We start from the raw sequence: 13184 nt of genomic DNA, 5'->3' as shown, positions 1-13184 counted from the left end.
TGGCCGGCGGATGTCGGCCGAGGAAGAGGAGCAGATTCGGCAGCAGCTTGCCGCGCTCCGCCAGGAGCATCGCGATCTCGACGCCGCGATTGAGGCGATGATCGAGTCAGGTCCGCAGGACACGGTGCGCATTCAGCGGATGAAGAAGCGCAAGCTTGCCCTGCGCGACCGGATCGCGGGGCTCGAGGACCAGTTGCTGCCGGACATCATCGCGTGAGCCTGGGCCTCTGTCACCACCGGCTTGCGGCACCGCATCGCCTACCTATAATCCGGATTCTCCTGCCGCCTTCGAGTTGGACCTTGCCTGTATGATCGATACGACGCCGCCCGTTGCGGTCCTTATGGGCAGCCAGTCGGATTGGTCGACAATGCGCCACGCGGCCGAGACCCTCGATTCGCTGGAGATCGACCATGACGACCGGATCGTTTCGGCCCACCGGACGCCGGACCGCATGGTCGCGTTCTGCCGGGGCGCCCGCGACGCAGGCTACCAGGTCATCATCGCCGGCGCCGGCGGCGCCGCTCATCTGCCAGGCATGTGTGCGTCGCTGACACCGCTGCCGGTGTTCGGCGTGCCGGTCGAATCGAAGGCGCTCAGCGGCGAGGACAGTCTCCTGTCGATCGTTCAGATGCCGGCCGGTGTGCCGGTCGGGACCCTGGCCATCGGGCGGTCGGGGGCCGTCAACGCCGCCCTGCTTGCGGCGGCCGTGCTTGCGCTGTCCGACGAATCCGTTGCCGGTCGCCTCGATGCATGGCGTTCGGCACGCGCGGCGGCCGTCGACGAACGGCCGGTCGACGATGGCTGACCTCCCTCCCATCCGGCCGGGCATGGTCATCGGCATCCTCGGCGGCGGACAACTTGGCCGGATGCTGGCCACCGCCGCGGCGGACCTCGGTTTCTCCTGTCACATCTACTGTCCCGATCCGAAAAGCCCGGCCTTCGCCGTCGCGGCAGCGCGCACCATCGCGCCCTACGACGATGCGGCGGCACTCGCCGCCTTCGCCGGCTCAGTCGACCTGATCACCTTCGAGTTCGAGAACATCCCGCTCGAAACACTGCACACCCTCGGCACTCAGGCACCGGTTCTGCCCGGTCCGATGTCGCTGGAAAAGACCCAGGATCGGTTGGTCGAGAAGGCGATGGTCGCCGAGCTCGGCATCGCCGTGCCGCCCTTCGCACCGGTCGCCGACCAGGCGGACATCTACTCGGCGCTGGCGCGCACCGGCCGTCCGGCCCTGCTGAAGACGCGTCGCCTCGGCTATGACGGCAAGGGGCAGGCGCTGGTGCGGGCCGGTGACGACCCGGTCGCCGCCTGGCGGACCATCGGCGAGAAGCCGGCGATCCTCGAAGCCTTCGTGCCGTTCGAGCGGGAGATATCGGTGATTCTCGCCCGCGGGCGCGATGGCGCGACGCGCGCCTTCGATATCGCCGAAAACGTGCACGCCGAGGGCATTCTTTCGACCTCCAAAGTCCCGGCGGCGATCTCGGCCGAGCTCGCCGAGGAGGCGGTCGCTGTCGCCCGGCAGATCGCCGAAGCCCTCGATCATGTCGGCGTCCTCGCCGTGGAAATGTTCGTGTCTTCCGACAACCGCACGCGGCTCCTGGTCAACGAGATCGCGCCCCGGGTCCACAATTCGGGGCACTGGACCATGGACGGCTGTACCTTCTCCCAGTTCGAGCAGCACATCCGCGCCATCGCCGGCTGGCCGCTCGGCGACACACGGCGGCACAGCGACGTGACGATGGACAATCTGATCGGCGACGCCGTCGACACCTGGCCGACAGTGGCGGCCGAAGCGGACGCTCGGCTTCATCTTTACGGCAAGGCGGAGACCCGGCCCGGCCGCAAAATGGGCCACGTCAACCGTATGCGTCCGACGTCCACGCGGTAGGCGCGTCGGCTTTTGACAGCGCGCCGCGCTCTCTGATAAGCACGGCCGCCCACGCAACAGGGATGCATCGTTGAGACGATCGACGGCCTCGCCCAAACCCGGTCCAAGTATGCGGCGCCCTGAAATCGCCGGTTTTCAGCGGTCGGGTGCAGTATGGGCGGGTTGGAATCAGGCGCGACATCCCTCTGGCGCGGGACCCCGACAGGATAAGGAGTGGCGGCGGAATGGGCGCAAGCCGGGCCCGTAGGTCGATCAGGATTCCCGCGGCGCTCGTTTTTGCCGGCCTCACCGCGTCCGCCTGTCAGACCGCGACGACCGCATTCGGGCCCGATGTCGACCCGGCGACCGGCTCGGCCGTTAACATCGGCTCGCTGTCCTCGGTCATCTCGCAGAACCCGAACAGCCCCGACGCCTATAACGTGCGCGGCAGCGCCTACGGCAAAGCCGGCAAGCTGCGCGACGCCATCGACGACTTCGACACCGCGATCAGGCTCAACCCGAGTTTCTACCAAGCTTATGCCAACCGGGCGCTGGTTCAGCGCCGGCTGGGACGCACCGACCTGGCGCTCGCCGACTACAACCGCGCGATCCAGATCAACCCGCAATACGACATCGCCTATATCGGCCGCGGCAACGTCTACCGGCAGCAGAACCAGATGGATCTCGCCCTGGCGGACTTCAACCGGGCCATTGCGCTGGATACCGCCGACCCGCGCGCCTACCACAATCGCGCCCTGATCTATCAGACGAGCAGCCGCCATCAGTTGGCGGTCGAGGACTTCTCCAAGGCGATCACCATGTCGCCGAAGAATGCCGAGCCGTTCGACGGTCGCGGCCTCTCCTATCTGGCGCTCGGCGACTACAAGGCGGCGCTCGAAAACTTCAACCAGGCGGTCAAGATCGACCGGTCGTCCTTTGCGGCGTGGACCAATCAGGGCATCGCGCTCGAGCGCCTCGGCGACCGCGAGCGTGCATTCGCCGCCTTCGCCAAGGCCGCCAACCTCAACCCCAACTACCGGCCGGCGACCGACGGCATGAAGCGCACCTCGCCGAGCAACCGGCAGCGCACCACCTGATCGTCAGTCAGGAGCGCTCGCGGTACGCGGATGGTGGGGCGCGCGCCTTAACCTCACCCGGGACGTGGAGGCCTTTATCTCCTGCGGAACCTGAAGGTCTTTCCGTGACCGCCGCAACCCACTGTCCGTCGTCCTCTGGCTTGACCAGAGGACGCGTCGAAGCCGCCGCTCCCGGCAACGACCTTGGCGCGCCCGCTGTCCGCGCCGCCTCAACGGATCCCGGCCATCCGGTCTGCCCGTAGGAGATGCAGTGCGTTCTTCGAGGCTCGGGCTTCCGCCCTCGCACCTCAGAATGAAGCCGGTGTTTTGAGCTCTGAGGCCGTCTCATCGGTCGAGAGAACGCGGCCAACTTCACCCTAAACGCCGGCACTTCGACCAAATCCTGAGAGCCTGCGCTTCGAATCCTGAGAGGCTGCACTTCGACCTCATCCTGAGGCGCGAGGGAAGCGAGCCTCGAAGGACGGGAAACGTTTCAAGGCGCGTAGACACCAACACAACGCCGGCCAGAGCTTGGCGGACCGGCAATGCCCCCAACCGAGTCAGCAACAAACCCGGCGCCGCACGACGCCGGGTCGATTTCTAGGGCCGATCGCCGCTACGGATAGACGTAGACGACGGTGTTGGAGCCGGTTTCGGTCAGCACGTTCTGGCCGTTGACCCGGGAGAAGTTGTACTTCGATTCCGGCACCGCATAGAGCGGCACGGTCTGCGGTAGCACAACGCCGGTGACGATCTCGCCCTGGACGTAGACCGTGTCGATGTCCTGCTCGGTTACGTAGGCCGACACGGCCTCCGGCGGCGTGATCACGGTCATCACGTCGGTGACGGTCTCGACGGTGCCGATGAACTCCGGCACCACGGCGTCGACCGCGGTGAAGTTGACGATCGGAATGCCGATCTCGTCCTGGGCGAGCGGCAGCACCTTGACCCCGGCGGCGCTGTCGTAGGCGATGTAGTCGGCGGCCGCCCAGCCGCGCATGTCACCCCAGTTAAGGTCGCACCAGGTGATCCCCTCGAGGCAGCCATGCACCTCGACGCGATCGTTGTGGCGGATCGTGGTCTCGACCGGATACTGCTCGCCGGGCCCGGTGCGAAGGTGGAGGTTGTTGGTGGCAAACGCCTCGAACGCGACCGCCGCCTGTCCGCCTGCCAAGACACCGACGAACGCCGCCGCGACCGTCGCCAAACGTGTAAGCTTCATTGTCAGCCATCCCTTCGCTGTTGGTGATCCCCGCCCGGCTCCCTCGCGCCGGAACGCGGGCGAATGCCCGATAGACATCACCGATACTAGCCCATCCGTGACGCTGAGGTCACGAACGATCGGGAACCGACAATCGTGGTAAACACGCCGCCCCCGGAAGCGCGGGTCAACGGCCCGTTGGGCCTGGCGTCCGCCTGTCCGGAGCCTGAGCGTCTTATGTCGCAAACCGCACCTGGCGTATGCTGTACCGAGTCACGCCGAGAGAAGCCGTCACGCCACATCATGGCACCCACCGCACCATCACTCACCACCATCGGCTTCGATGCCGACGATACCCTGTGGGAGCACGAGACGTTCTACCGGATGACGGAGGAGCGCTTTCGCGACCTTCTCGGCGATCACGCGGACGGCGAGGACGTGTTGGCGCGACTGCTCGCCGCCGAGCGGCGCAACCTTGCCCACTACGGCTTCGGCGTGAAGGCCTTCACCCTGTCGATGATCGAGACGGCCATTGAAGTCACGGACGGGCGGGTGCCGGCGCCGGTGATCGGCCAGATTCTGGAAGCCGGACGCGAGATGCTCTCCCACCCGATCGAAACGCTGCCCGGTGCGCGGGAGACCATCGAGGCGGTGACGGCGGACTACCGCGTGGTCCTGATCACCAAGGGCGACCTGTTCGACCAGGAGCGCAAGCTCGCCCAGTCAAGGCTCGGCGACCTGTTCGACGGCGTCGAGATCGTCAGCGACAAGACCGTCGACACGTACCGCCGGGTGTTCACCGATTACGGCGACGGGCCGCAACGGGCGATGATGGTCGGCAATTCGCTCCGCTCCGACGTTCTGCCCGCGATCGAAGCCGGAAGCTGGGGCGTCTACGTACCCCACGATCTCACCTGGGCGATCGAGCGCGCCGAGCCGCCGGCCGATCTGCCACGGTTCCGCCGCATCGACAGCCTGCGTGAGCTCGAAGGCGTGATCCGCGAGATCGACGGCGGCTAGACCCATCATCCCGTAGAAGCCGCGGCAGCTGCGGATCCCAGACCTTGTACCTCACGGTGGACCCACCACATCTTTTCATTCAGGATGAGAAACGCCGCAAGGCGGATCGATGGAGGAGCAAAGTCGTGGCGATCATCTCTCGGCTTTTTGTCAGCGCCGCCGCGCGCCTCGCCCGCGACCCGCGGGTGCGGGAGAAAGCCACCGAGGTCTTCCACACCCAGGTGAAGCCGCGCGCGGCCGAGACCTGGCAAAAGACCAAGCCCAAGCTTGAGGCGACGCGCGACGAACTCGCCGACATGGCCCGCAAGACCGATGCCCGCAACAATCCGGGCGCTTTCGCCGCGGCGGTGAAGAAGCGATATCTCGACCGCAACGACAAGGAATAGGCCGTGCCGATCCGGGGTCGCTTGGCGACCGCGGCGGCGGCGGCGATCGCTGGGTTGGTCAAGGCGATCGGGCTCACCATGCTGGCCGTTACGCTGCTGGTCGTGGCCGCGCCATCCGTGACCGAGGCGTCCGCCGACGAGGCGCATGCCTCAGCCGACGAACGGGCGATCCGCGACGCCGTCGATCAATGGATCGTGGCGCTCAACGCCATGCTGAACGGCGACCCCGAACCGTTCGCCGATATCTATTCTCACGCTGACGACGCCTACTACATGGGCGCCGAAGGAACCTACCGCGTCGGCTGGGACGCCATCTACGCCGACTGGCAGGCGCAGGCGGCCAAGAGCACCGGCGGCACGGTGACGGCCATCGACGTTCACGTCATGGTCTCCGGCGACATGGCGATGGCCGCTCACATCACCCGCGGCCAGGTCCGCACGCCGGACGGATCGATGAACGAGAACGACGTTCGCGAGACCAGCGTCTTTCGCAAGAAAGACGGCGAGTGGCGCATGGTCGGGCATCACGCCGATGGCATCCCCTACTGGGAAGAAGCCTTCGACCAATAGCGGTTCAGGCAACCGCCCGATCCGCCGTGATGTCGGCGATCGTCTCCACCAGCCAGACATGCAGCGGACTGCGCGCGTCGCGTCGGTGCCGCACGGCTGACACCGCGAAGGGCCGCACGGCAAATGGCACCGGCCGGCTCTCCAGCCCGAACGCGGACGCGAACCGTGCCACCAGCCGGCTCGGCAGCGTCGCCACCAGATCGCTGGCGGCGACGGCGGCGAGCGCGGGGAAAAACAACGGCACTGCCGCGGTCACCGCCCGCGTCAGGCCGAGCGGTTCGAGGCTGCGATCGACGATGCCGGTGAGGTCACCCGCCGGCGAGACCACCAGGTGGCGGGCCGCCGCGTAACGCTTGGCGGTGAGCTTTCCTTCAAGCAGCGGATGGCCTGGCCGGGTGACGACGGTGTAGGTCTCCTCGAACAGCGGCGTCGAGACGAACGCGTCGTCCCGCGCCCAGAAGAAGCCGAGCGCCAAATCGACGGCGCCTTCGGTGATCGCCCGCAGCGCTTCGTCGCGCACCAGCGGCCGGGTAACGACGCGGATGCCCGGCGCCGCCTCCGCCAGCCTGGCGATCAGCGCCGGAACGATCGCCGCGAGTTCGTAGTCGAAGGCGGCGATCCGAACGACCCCGTTGTGATCGGTGGGATCGAAAGGCGCCGGCCCGCGCAGGGACTGGCGCAGGATATCGACAACCGACCGGACCCGCGGCTCCAGCGCCCGGGCTACCGCCGTCGGCTCGAGCCCGTGCGGTTTGCGCAGGAAAAGGTCGTCGTCGAAAACCTCCCGCAGCCGCTTCAGCGAATGGCTGATCGACGACTGGGTCAGCCCCATCTGCTCGGCGACCGCCACTGCCTTCTGCTCTCGCATCAGTCCGAGAAAGACGAGCAGGACCGTCAGGTCCAGTCGCCTGATTCTCATTTCATCGATATCTGACATGAGTCGTTTTCGTTTTTCTCGATATCGATCGCGCTGATATCACCCCGGTCGACATCGATCAAGCGACCGCACCATGACCACGACCCAATCCCATCCCGACCATGCCGAAGCTGACGGCGTCACCGTTGTCGCCCGGCGCAAGGTGAAGCCCGGCTGCGAGGCTGAGTACGAGGATTGGCTGCAGCGACTGACCCGAGACGCCCGCACCCTGCCCGGCTATCTCGGCGCCGAATTCCACCGGCCGGGACCGCAGAGCCCGGGCGAGTATGTCAGCGTCTTCCGCTTCGCCACGGTCGCCGACCTTGAAGCCTTCGAGGACTCCGACCTGCGCGCCCGTTACCTGCGCGAGGTCGCGCCTTACGTTGAGGCCGACGCGGTCTGGCGGAAGATGACCGGGCTCGAGTTCTGGTTTTCACCGCCCGCGGGCACCGTCGTCGCCCAGCCATCGCCGTTCCGCATGGCGCTGCTCCTCGTCGCCGTCGTCTACGTCCTGGTGCTGACCCTGACGACGCTCGCCACCTGGACGATCGGCGACTGGCCGTTCGCCCTCCGCCTCATCGTCACCACCACGTTGCAGGTCTTCCTGATGACCTACCTGATCATGCCCCGCCTCACCCGCGCGCTGGCGCGGTGGATCTATCCCGCCATCAAGACCGTCGGCGCCGCCGACTGACCCCAAAAGGAGACTTCCATGACCGCCGCCATCGACACTCACGGCACGAAACGCGTCCTGCTGATCGCCGCCAACCCCGCCGTCTCGCCGGTCACCAACTGGCCGGTGGGTTTCTGGTGGGCCGAGCTCACCCATCCCTACTGGACCTTTACCGAAGCCGGCTACGCGGTCGACATCGCCTCGCCCACGGGCGGCGACCTCGCCGCCGACGGCTTCTCCGATCCGGAGGATGAAAGCGGCTACTCCGCCCACGATATCGTCTCGCTCGGCTTCAAGACGTCGGTTCAACACGCCGCCAAGCTGAAAGCGACCAAAGCGCTCGCCGACGTCGTGCTCGAAGACTACGACGCCATCTTTCTCGCCGGCGGTCAGTCGCCGATGGTCACAATGATCGGCGACGCCGACCTCCACGCCTTCGTCGCCAAGGCCTACGAAGCGGACAAGGTGGTCGCCATCGTCTGTCACGCCACCTGCGTGCTGCTCAAGACGACGCTGTCCGACGGCTCGCTGCTGATCAAGGACAAGACCTGGACCGGCTTCGCCAACGCCGAAGAGGCTTATGCGGACAATTTCGTCGGCCAAAAAATCCAGCCGTTCTGGATCGAGGACGAAGCAAGGAAGCTCGCCGACACCAACTTCGTCGTATCGGGCCCATTCAAGCCCTTTGCCGTGCGCGACGGCAACCTGATCACCGGCCAGCAGCAGTTCTCCGGCGCCGCGGCGGCAGACATGGTCGTGGAGACGCTGGGGCGGTAGGCGGACGGAAAGGTGGCGTCTCGAAGCGTGGGCCACCGGTTTCCCGGCGACCCACAGGCAGACGAAACCGATCCCTGGGACCGGCGATACTCAGGCGAGCAGGAAGTCGTCGGCCTTGAGTTTGCCGATCCCGACGCCTTCGAACGAGACGGTCTGATCGTCAGCCAAAATCAACGTCGCGCCGCCGTCGCCCTTGACGAGGTCGAGGTCGTCGAACTGGGCGAATTCGTCGAAATCGGTCAGGTCGACCTGATCCTTCTTGTCGAAATCGACGATCACGTCATCGCCGGCTTCACCCATCGCGAAAACGAAGACATCGGCACCTGCACCGCCTTCGAGAACATCGTTCCCGGCTCCACCGTTGATGATGTCGCTGCCGCGGCCGCCAACGAGTTGGTCGTCGTCGCCGTTACCGACGAGGGTGTCCTTGCCGCCCTGCCCGAGCAGCAGGTCGTGTCCGTCACCACCTTCCAGCAGGTTCGCGCCGTCGTCGCCGCCGATGCGATCGTAAGCGATGAACGCGTTGTCCTGCATCACGCCGATGTCGGAGTTGCGCTCGATGATATCGGACAGCGTGGTCGACCAGAGTTCGTCGAGCTCCTTGGCCGGCATGTCGCTCCCCTCGCTCCAATAGGGGTCGCCGTCGCGCAGCCGCGTGAACTGATCGATGACGATCACCGAGAACAGCTCGCCCAGCAGACCGCCGTTGACGTGATCCTCGGCAAGGCCGCCGACCCATGCGTCCAGCGCATCGACATCGCCGTAGACGGCTTCCAGCCCGGCGGCGAGTTCGGCGTTGGACGTGACATCGGCGAAGCTTGTCGCGCGATCAAGCCCAACCGCCTCCCGGAGGTCGTTGTAGCTGGCCACGCCAAGGTCGCGGCCGCGCTGGATGTTGAACGCCGGCAGGTCGAGGCCGGCGCCGAACAGAAACGACCGCAGTTCCTCGATGACGTGCGTGTCGACTTCCTGGGAGACGCTGTCGCCGAGGCCGCGCAGCATCGCGTCGAAGCCACCATCGGCGAGCGTATCGGGAGCGAAAAACGCGCCCAGCAGGGACAGATCGCCGGCGGCGCTGGTCTCGCCGTTTTCCTCCAGGCGCTGGAGCGTGGGATTGATCAGGCTGTGGCCGAAGCGAAATGCGGCGGTCGAGAACTCAACCGATACCCCCGGATTGACGGATGGATCGTAGCCGGAATAGGCGGCGATCATGTCCTCGCCGACCAGGATCGGCAGGAATTCGTTGTAGGTGATCGCCTGGATTTCGGTTTCGACGTAACTGCGCGCCGTCCAGTACAACTCCTCGCCGGTGAGCTCCGGGTTCTTCTTGGCGAGCTTGTCCACCCACCGGTTGTGCTCCCGAATGAAGAGCGTGTGGAGCGAGGTCAACGCCGCGTTTTCAGCCGCACGTACATCGCCGGCAAGAACACCGCCACCTGTGGAATAGAGCAGGCCGTTCTCGTCGATGAGCATCTTGCCGCCTTCGTCACGCAGCGCAGCGTAGGTGCCGTCGTCGGAGCCGTAGACCATCGACGCATCGATAAAGGCGGTGATTTCGTTTTCGTACTCCCGCGGTGTCGTGTCGCCGGTACCGTGCACCGGCTCGACCCGGAAAAACGGAATCTCGCCGCCCGCGAAGACCGGATCGTCGTCCGGGATCGCGATGGGCGCGTACTCCAACCCGCCGGCTTCGGTCAGATCGATGTCGTGGTCGATGAACTGGCCCCAGGCGAAGAGAAACGCGCTGGCGCCGAGTTCGTTCGGTTCGTCACCTTGCTGGGCAACGACCGCGTTGCTGATCTCGCGCGGATTCGGTCGACCGGCCTCGGCCAGCGCACCGATGCCGTCATCGAAGTTGGCATCGGCCAGTCGCAGCAACGACTGCCCGACCGCACCATGGTCTTCGTGTTCGGCGACGGTCCCCACACCGTCGACCGGACGCTCCCAGCCAAGAAAGATTCCACCTTTGCTTTCCCCGTCTTTTGCCATTGAAGTGATTCCCCGTCATTTGAGATGCCGACCGTCCATGGCCGGTGCCGACAGCGTGACCGGCCTTTGGGGCGTCCGGTTGCGGGGATTGGGGAATTTCACGGACCATGCCGTGGCGAAAACCTGCTGATTTCGTGTCCGCAGTTGCCGGTTAGAATGAGCAACGTCGCGCACGTCACCATCGACGCATCGCATTTGCGGTCGGACCCTCCACGCGTCGAGACTGATCAATAAACGAACAGTTGGCGAAGGCCGTCGGTTGGCTGGTCGTGGCCGCGCATTCCGTCTCACCGGAATGGCAAGACCGGATCGGAGGCTCTCCGGCTAGATCGCCGAGCCGTCGATCTCGCCGGGGTCTGGTTGCGGTAACTCGCTTTTGGCGATCCGCGGCCGGTTGCGACCGGAGAGTGCCGTCGGTAGCGGCATCCACGAGGCGAGTTCGCCGGCGGTGTAGGTGACCGGCGCGATGGCATCGGAATCGGTGGCGACCCAGCCGGGCTCGACCGCGTGCGCGGCTCTCGCCCAGCGGACCACATCGACCTCGGCCGGCCCCTGCTCGCTGGCGCGGATGGTCACCAGGATGCGCGAGCCGTCCCGCGGCGCGGTCGCCATTGGCTGCCAGTCGGCGGTATCGGGCTGGTTCATGGGCGTGCCTCCCGGACGCGTTGCCCGGGGCCAAGCATGAAACGCGAACTGCCGAAGGGCAAGCCCGCCCTACAGCGCCTTGACGATGCCCTCGGTCATCTTCTTGGCGTCGCCGAGCAGCATCATGGTGTTGTCGCGGTAGAACAGCGGGTTGTCGATGCCGGCATAGCCTGAGGCTAGCGACCGCTTGACGAACATCACCGTGCCCGCCTTCCACACCTGCAGGACCGGCATGCCGTAGATCGGCGAGGACGGGTCGTCCTCAGCCGCCGGATTGGTGACATCGTTGGCGCCGATGACATAGGCGACGTCGGCCTGGGCGAACTCGGAGTTGATGTCGTCGAGCTCGAACACCTCGTCGTAAGGCACGTTGGCCTCGGCAAGCAGCACATTCATGTGGCCGGGCATGCGGCCGGCGACCGGATGGATGGCGTATTTGACCTCTACGCCTTCCTTCTTCAACTCGTCCGCCATCTCGCGCAAGGCGTGCTGGGCCTGGGCCACCGCCATGCCGTAGCCGGGAACGATGATCACCTTCGACGCGTTCTTGAGGATGAACGCCGCATCGTCGGCCGAGCCCTGCTTGACCGTGCGCACCACGCCGTCATCATCAGCGGCCGCGGTCTCACCACCGAAGCCGCCGAGGATCACCGAGATGAACGAGCGGTTCATCCCCTTGCACATGATGTAGGAGAGGATCGCGCCGGACGAGCCGACCAGCGCCCCGGTGATGATCAGCGCCGTATTGCCGAGGGTGAAGCCGATGCCGGCCGCCGCCCAGCCGGAATAAGAGTTGAGCATCGAGATCACCACCGGCATGTCGGCGCCGCCGATCGGGATAATGATCAGGATGCCGATCGCCAGCGCGATCAGCGTGATCAGCCAGAAGAGGAAATAGCTTTCCGAGCCGACGAAGAAGGCGATCAGCACGATCATCAGGACCGCCAGCCCGGCGTTGATCGCGTGGCGCGCCGGGAGCAGGATCGGCGCGCCTGACATCCGCCCGTCGAGCTTCAGGAACGCGATCACCGAGCCGGTGAAGGTCATCGCGCCGATCGCCACACCAATCGACATCTCGACCAGGCTGGCGCCGTGAATGGCGCCGATCTGACCGATGCCGAAAGCGGCCGGATCGTAGAGTGCAGCCGCGGCGACCAGCACGGCCGCCATGCCGACCAGCGAATGGAACGCGGCAACCAGCTGTGGCATCGCCGTCATCGGGATGCGCCGGGCGATGATCGCTCCGACCGCGCCGCCGACCGCAAGGCCGATCAGGATGAAGAAGAAAGGCCCCCACCCGGGTGATGCCACCAACAGCGTGGTGATGATGGCGATCGCCATGCCGGCGATGCCGAACATGTTGCCCTGGCGCGAGGTTTCCGGGCTCGACAGCCCGCGCAGCGCTAAAATGAAGAAGACGCCGGAGACGAGATAGAGAAGGGCGGTGATGTTGGCCGACAGCATTACTCGATCACCTCAACGGTTTCGCCTTCAAACTCCACTCCCACGAAACTTGGATAGGCTTGCTTGAGCATGCTGATGTGCTGCACATTTCCGATGCGCATAAGATGCCAAACTCCGCCCTCGAATATCGCCAAAGTCTTGGACGATGTCCGAAACCGGTCCCCTTCCACGGCCATGATCGTTACGGTTGGAACTAACGCGTAGGACGTACCGTCGGCCAATTCGCCATATTCATTGTTGTCCAAATCCATGGCGACTTCTTCGAATACGGCCACTGCCATCGCCTCAGCGATCTGATCGAGCATGACCCTTTGGATGGCCTCGACAGGAGCGCCCACACTCTCTGCCAAGGAGCCCAGCACCTTCGGCGGTATCACATCGATGACAGTTGCCCAGTCCCCGGCCTCCGAGGCCGCAACAAAGCCCTCGACTTTGGACCTCAGTGCGTCCTTGTTCGCCTCCGTCAGATCTCGAGCCGCCACTGACGTTGCGCAACAAAGGGCGAACCCAACCAACAGCAGAATCGCCAACCGCGCTTGGAAACTGGAGGCGAAGCGGGGTATCGCGGCCGTCGTTCGAGCTGCCATCAACATCC

15 protein-coding genes are annotated in these 13184 nt (G+C 65.5%); 9 read left to right on the top strand and 6 right to left on the bottom strand.

Annotated features, from left to right (window positions below; genetic code table 11):
* Positions 1-10: 10 nt before the first annotated feature.
* The 4 genes from ACO076_RS08860 to ACO076_RS08845 all read left to right on the top strand — a co-directional run bounded on the left by ACO076_RS08860 (position 11) and on the right by ACO076_RS08845 (position 2969).
* The gene (locus ACO076_RS08860; RefSeq protein WP_421726701.1) at positions 11-217 is read left to right on the top strand and encodes a YdcH family protein; all 207 of its coding nucleotides are present in this window, start codon (positions 11-13) and stop codon (positions 215-217) included.
* A gap of 91 nt (positions 218-308) precedes the next feature.
* The gene (gene purE / locus ACO076_RS08855; protein WP_421726358.1) at positions 309-806 is read left to right on the top strand and encodes a 5-(carboxyamino)imidazole ribonucleotide mutase; all 498 of its coding nucleotides are present in this window, start codon (positions 309-311) and stop codon (positions 804-806) included.
* On the top strand, positions 799-1893 hold the full coding sequence (locus ACO076_RS08850) for a 5-(carboxyamino)imidazole ribonucleotide synthase (RefSeq protein ID WP_421726357.1): 1095 nt from the start codon (positions 799-801) through the stop codon (positions 1891-1893). The genes purE and ACO076_RS08850 overlap by 8 nt, the downstream gene beginning before the upstream one ends.
* 224 nt (positions 1894-2117) lie before the next feature.
* Positions 2118-2969, top strand: coding sequence for a tetratricopeptide repeat protein (locus ACO076_RS08845; protein WP_421726356.1), 852 nt, complete (start codon positions 2118-2120; stop codon positions 2967-2969).
* A 595-nt stretch (positions 2970-3564) separates the two neighbouring features.
* Here ACO076_RS08845 and ACO076_RS08840 read toward each other — a convergent pair.
* A complete protein-coding gene (locus ACO076_RS08840; protein WP_421726355.1) occupies positions 3565-4170 on the bottom strand; it encodes a DUF1236 domain-containing protein in 606 nt (201 codons plus the stop codon).
* A gap of 282 nt (positions 4171-4452) precedes the next feature.
* Here ACO076_RS08840 and ACO076_RS08835 point away from each other — a divergent pair, with 282 nt between their 5' ends.
* The 3 genes from ACO076_RS08835 to ACO076_RS08825 all read left to right on the top strand — a co-directional run bounded on the left by ACO076_RS08835 (position 4453) and on the right by ACO076_RS08825 (position 6125).
* Positions 4453-5169 carry an HAD family hydrolase gene (locus ACO076_RS08835; protein WP_421726354.1) on the top strand — a complete coding sequence of 239 codons (717 nt, stop codon included), beginning with the start codon at positions 4453-4455 and terminating at the stop codon, positions 5167-5169.
* Between the two features lie 125 nt (positions 5170-5294).
* On the top strand, positions 5295-5555 hold the full coding sequence (locus tag ACO076_RS08830; protein ID WP_421726353.1) for a hypothetical protein: 261 nt from the start codon (positions 5295-5297) through the stop codon (positions 5553-5555).
* Between the two features lie 3 nt (positions 5556-5558).
* Entirely contained in the window at positions 5559-6125 is a 567-nt protein-coding gene (locus ACO076_RS08825) for a YybH family protein (protein WP_421726352.1), read from the top strand.
* A 4-nt stretch (positions 6126-6129) separates the two neighbouring features.
* Here ACO076_RS08825 and ACO076_RS08820 read toward each other — a convergent pair whose 3' ends face one another.
* Positions 6130-7062, bottom strand: a complete 933-nt coding sequence (locus ACO076_RS08820; protein WP_421726351.1) for a LysR family transcriptional regulator — start codon at positions 7060-7062, stop codon at positions 6130-6132.
* 73 nt (positions 7063-7135) lie between these two features.
* On the opposite strand from ACO076_RS08820, the gene ACO076_RS08815 reads away from it, so the two are divergent.
* Both ACO076_RS08815 and ACO076_RS08810 read left to right on the top strand, forming a co-directional pair.
* Positions 7136-7735: an antibiotic biosynthesis monooxygenase gene (locus ACO076_RS08815; protein ID WP_421726350.1), complete on the top strand. Its 600-nt coding sequence runs from the start codon at positions 7136-7138 to the stop codon at positions 7733-7735.
* 18 nt (positions 7736-7753) lie between these two features.
* Positions 7754-8491, top strand: a complete 738-nt coding sequence (locus ACO076_RS08810) for a type 1 glutamine amidotransferase domain-containing protein (RefSeq protein WP_421726349.1) — start codon at positions 7754-7756, stop codon at positions 8489-8491.
* A 90-nt stretch (positions 8492-8581) separates the two neighbouring features.
* Here the strand turns inward: ACO076_RS08810 and ACO076_RS08805 are convergent, their stop codons facing one another.
* From ACO076_RS08805 to ACO076_RS08790, 4 genes are all read right to left on the bottom strand, one after another.
* On the bottom strand, positions 8582-10480 hold the full coding sequence (locus ACO076_RS08805) for a peroxidase family protein (protein WP_421726348.1): 1899 nt from the start codon (positions 10478-10480) through the stop codon (positions 8582-8584).
* A gap of 324 nt (positions 10481-10804) precedes the next feature.
* Positions 10805-11125 (bottom strand): hypothetical protein, encoded by a 321-nt coding sequence (locus ACO076_RS08800; RefSeq protein ID WP_421726347.1) that lies wholly within the window; start codon positions 11123-11125, stop codon positions 10805-10807.
* Between the two features lie 69 nt (positions 11126-11194).
* The gene (locus ACO076_RS08795) at positions 11195-12586 is read right to left on the bottom strand and encodes an NAD(P)(+) transhydrogenase (Re/Si-specific) subunit beta (RefSeq protein WP_421726700.1); all 1392 of its coding nucleotides are present in this window, start codon (positions 12584-12586) and stop codon (positions 11195-11197) included.
* 2 nt (positions 12587-12588) lie between these two features.
* A complete protein-coding gene (locus ACO076_RS08790; protein WP_421726346.1) occupies positions 12589-13182 on the bottom strand; it encodes a hypothetical protein in 594 nt (197 codons plus the stop codon).
* Between the last annotated feature and the right edge of the window lie 2 nt (positions 13183-13184).

This window comes from Bauldia sp., assembly GCF_965232525.1.
Taxonomy (GTDB): domain Bacteria; phylum Pseudomonadota; class Alphaproteobacteria; order Rhizobiales; family Kaistiaceae; genus Bauldia.
This window is presented reverse-complemented; position numbering and strand designations above follow the sequence as displayed.